This is a genomic window from Lactiplantibacillus sp. YT640 (genome assembly GCF_049745435.1).
Taxonomy (GTDB): domain Bacteria; phylum Bacillota; class Bacilli; order Lactobacillales; family Lactobacillaceae; genus Lactiplantibacillus; species Lactiplantibacillus plantarum.
The window spans coordinates 1-3,398 of sequence record NZ_JBMNVY010000071.1 but is presented as its reverse complement, the minus strand read 5'-3'; the positions used below and the strand labels follow the sequence as shown (position 1 = coordinate 3,398).

General features: G+C 41.0%; 3 protein-coding genes and 1 pseudogene. 2 read left to right on the top strand and 2 right to left on the bottom strand.

Annotated features, from left to right (window positions below):
- Positions 1-489: 489 nt before the first annotated feature.
- Both ACOV1R_RS15870 and ACOV1R_RS15865 read left to right on the top strand, forming a co-directional pair.
- A complete protein-coding gene (locus ACOV1R_RS15870) occupies positions 490-1,107 on the top strand; it encodes a recombinase family protein (protein WP_003645574.1) in 618 nt (205 codons plus the stop codon).
- Positions 1,108-1,736: 629 nt separating this feature from the next.
- Positions 1,737-2,423: pseudogene (locus tag ACOV1R_RS15865) on the top strand (ISL3 family transposase); the annotation flags it as partial.
- A 187-nt stretch (positions 2,424-2,610) separates the two neighbouring features.
- On the opposite strand, the gene ACOV1R_RS15860 reads toward ACOV1R_RS15865, so the two are convergent.
- Both ACOV1R_RS15860 and ACOV1R_RS15855 read right to left on the bottom strand, forming a co-directional pair.
- On the bottom strand, positions 2,611-3,060 hold the full coding sequence (locus ACOV1R_RS15860; RefSeq protein ID WP_034542113.1) for a DUF305 domain-containing protein: 450 nt from the start codon (positions 3,058-3,060) through the stop codon (positions 2,611-2,613).
- 129 nt (positions 3,061-3,189) lie between these two features.
- The coding region (locus ACOV1R_RS15855) for a transposase (protein WP_424744317.1) at positions 3,190-3,398 on the bottom strand (209 nt) is incomplete at its 5' end.

The following is a 3,398-nucleotide window of genomic DNA, read 5'->3' as shown; positions in this document are numbered from 1 at the left end:
GGTAATCATATTTTAGTTTTAAACTCTCAACAAGCTGGTTGATGTAACGAGCAGAATGATGCTCTTCTGGTTGGTAATCCAAGGCAATACTCAAAGTGGTTTGATTCATGTTATAATAATCTTGCATATTAGGAATGTCCTTTCGAGGATAATTTCATAGAGTATCGGGTGCGACCGATGCTCTTTTTTTATTTTCTATTATATCAAAAGCAGGTCTGGAAAAATCCGAAGATTTTTCCAGACCTGCGTTGTTTCTAGAGACTTATGTCACAGCCTCGTTTTCTTATGATTCCCAAAATTCAATTTTGAAGTTTTTGTTAGATTAGAGTGTACCCTAAATGGACAATAAACGTTATACTAAGAATATAGGAAAAAACTGAGATTCTATCGGGCACGGTAAGCGATTCTTGAATCTGTTAAAAATGTCTAATTTGAGTGTCTAATCTGTTGCCGATAATGTAGGGTCAAATTCCGAGAGGAGAAGTCGTGATGAAAATTGGGTATGCCCGAGTTAGTTCAACTGATCAGAATTTAGCGCGTCAAATCAAAGCACTTAAAAAAGCTGAGTGTGAAAAAATATTCGAAGAAAAGCAATCGGGAAAATCAACTGAGAATCGACCAGAATTGCAGGCGGCCATTGCGTATGTTCGACAGGGCGATACGCTGGTCATTGCGTCCTTGGATCGTTTGAGTCGTAACTATGATGATGCCAGTGATATCATCAAGCAGATCAGGGACAAACAAGTTAAGATGGAAGTCTTAGATGCGCCATTTCTTTCTATGCGCACTGGCGATTCAGATATGGATAAATTTATGTTTGACCTGTTAACCAAACTGCTAGCTTATATGGCCCAAACAGAACGGAAGAAAATTCGTGAGCGCCAGCGCCAAGGAATTGAAATCGCCAAAGCCAATGGGAAATATCGAGGGACACGGCCCGCTTACGCCGCAGACGCACCTAACCCACAAAAACGATTTATCTACCGCCGTATCGTTGATCAATTAAGAAACAAAGCAACCGGTGCCCCAATTAGCTATCGTGCAATTGCAGCTGAAACCGGTGTGTCGGTGCAGACAGTAATTAATATTAAAAATCGGTTGGTATAGCTGTTAAATAAGCGTCATCTGAGCACACGTTCGTTATTTGAACGCACGATTGATTGTCTGAGGGGTTGTTTGATCTGCTTAAGGATTTCATATCACGAGTAGGACTTCAGTTTAGAGATACTGATGCGATTAATATTTAGGTTACTTATTTTGCGTTCAATTAACCTAAAAAGTGAGTTAACAAAGCTTTTCGTTAATAGCTTACGGCNGATACTGATGCGATTAATATTTAGGTTACTTATTTTGCGTTCAATTAACCTAAAAAGTGAGTTAACAAAGCTTTTCGTTAATAGCTTACGGCTACTAATTTCGTTACTCACATTAATAAATGGCTTATAAGCATACATTATGATATTTTGCCACTTTCAGCTATAGATTAAAAAAAAGCAGGCCACAATTATTAAGTTATAACACTTCTCTCTACTATTTATTCTTTCTTGTGACGTTTCACTAGGTTTAGTCCTAAGTTTGAACAATTATACTGGACACCTATCTTTCTTAATATAACTCGAAACAAAAACGGCCAATAGGGTATACCCTATTGGCCGTTTTTGATCCATTATCAATGGCTTTTTAAATTAGGGCCTAGTACTTTTGGAATGGAAATACTTTCCAACACTAAAAATTCTAGACCCGTTAAAGTACTTAGCGACCGCCTTAATAGAACCATCAAACAGTTCTTTCTTAGTCAGTACAGCACCGCAGAACGGGCCGCGGTTCAACGCGTCATCATGGACATGAACGCCTCCTATCAGGCATTCGTGCACGAACTATTCCCTAACGCCGAACTCATTATTGATCGGTTCCACATTATTCAATTAATGGGCCGGACGATGGATACCATTCGCACTCAATGTTTAAAGCAACTCGACAAGCATTCGCGGGAATATAAAGTACTGAAATCACTATGGCGCCTATTCCACAAGGCCAACCCTGACGCACAAAATAGCCGCTACCTCTTCGGCCTGAATGAGTACTCGACCGAACAGAACGCTATTGATATTGGAACCGATACGTTTCCGGCCTTCAAAACAGCTTATGAAACCTACATCGATCTCCACGATGCTTTGATGGGGCGTCACGCTGATGAACTCAAGAATATCATCACTAACTATCAGCCTAACGGCACGCCCCTAGATACGGCCATGCATACCCTACGAAAGAATCTTAATGGCGTAATTAACGCCGCCAAATCGTCCTACGCTAACGGACCGATAGAGGGAATCAACCGTAAGATCAAGGAGCTCAAACGTGCTTGTTATGGCTTCTCCAATCAGGCCAATATGTTCACACGCGTCTACCAGCTGATTGCCTAGATTATCTACCACAATAACGTCACGATGGTAGGCTTATTTGTTATGCCTTCAAGTACGATATTCAGACAACACACCAGATTAAACGCCGCAACTAATAAAACAACAAAAAAGATCTCCCACACGAGGAGATCTCCAAAGGATAGAAACTATCCTTCAACACCATTTGACAAACTTCCTTTTTTATCAGCTATTGATCGGCAACTTTTTTCAATAATCGTTTCATCTCCGTGATCTCTTCACGTTGCGTTTTAGCAATCTTCTGTGCGAGGGCTTTGACTTCCGGATCGCTGAGTTGCGCGCGTTCACTGGTTAGAATCGCGGTCGAGTGATGGGGGATCATTTCTTGCAGCCAAGCTGCATCGTGCACGGTCGCTTGGCTACGAACTAGATAAAGCGAGCCAGCAAATATCACCGCACTACCAAGTAGGATCAGGCGGTTCAAACGTTTATTCTGGTACATTGACCACATGAATAACAGCATTACAATGGCCATGGTGGCGCCCATAATTAGCGCCATATACAATCGCGTTTGGCTTAGAAAAATATCATCTAATTGGAACACATTAAGGTACATTAACCCATACATAATAACTGTAGAGACAAGAATCATCAGTAAAAATTTCGTGTATTGTTTCATGACGTCCTCCTCGCTTTCGCTGGCTTTATTTTGACTGTAACAAAAAAGATAGGGTAGCGTCAAGAAACTTGAGTAAATGAAATGCCTTCGTACAGATAATATGGATCTAACTTAAATAAATGATGCTTCCTAGGTGTCCTGGAGTCGTTTGTACCCTCGGTGGATCCGCTTCAGAGACTTCTCGTTATAAACATTAAACTGAGAAACCAGGAAGCGATCCAGTGAATCTTCCGTTGAAAATTGTTCTTTGTGGTGGGTGGTGCGCTTGAGATGCTTATTAAAGTTCTCAATCAGGTTAGTGGCGTATAGTGATTGCCGGATAGCTGGTGGAAAGTCCA

What these genes read in the sequence shown, in the direction of transcription:
- ACOV1R_RS15870 (WP_003645574.1), top strand. Translation starts at nt 490, where the DNA reads ATGAAAATTGGGTATGCCCGAGTTAGTTCAACTGATCAGAATTTAGCG.
- ACOV1R_RS15860 (WP_034542113.1), bottom strand. Translation starts at nt 3,060, where the DNA reads ATGAAACAATACACGAAATTTTTACTGATGATTCTTGTCTCTACAGTT.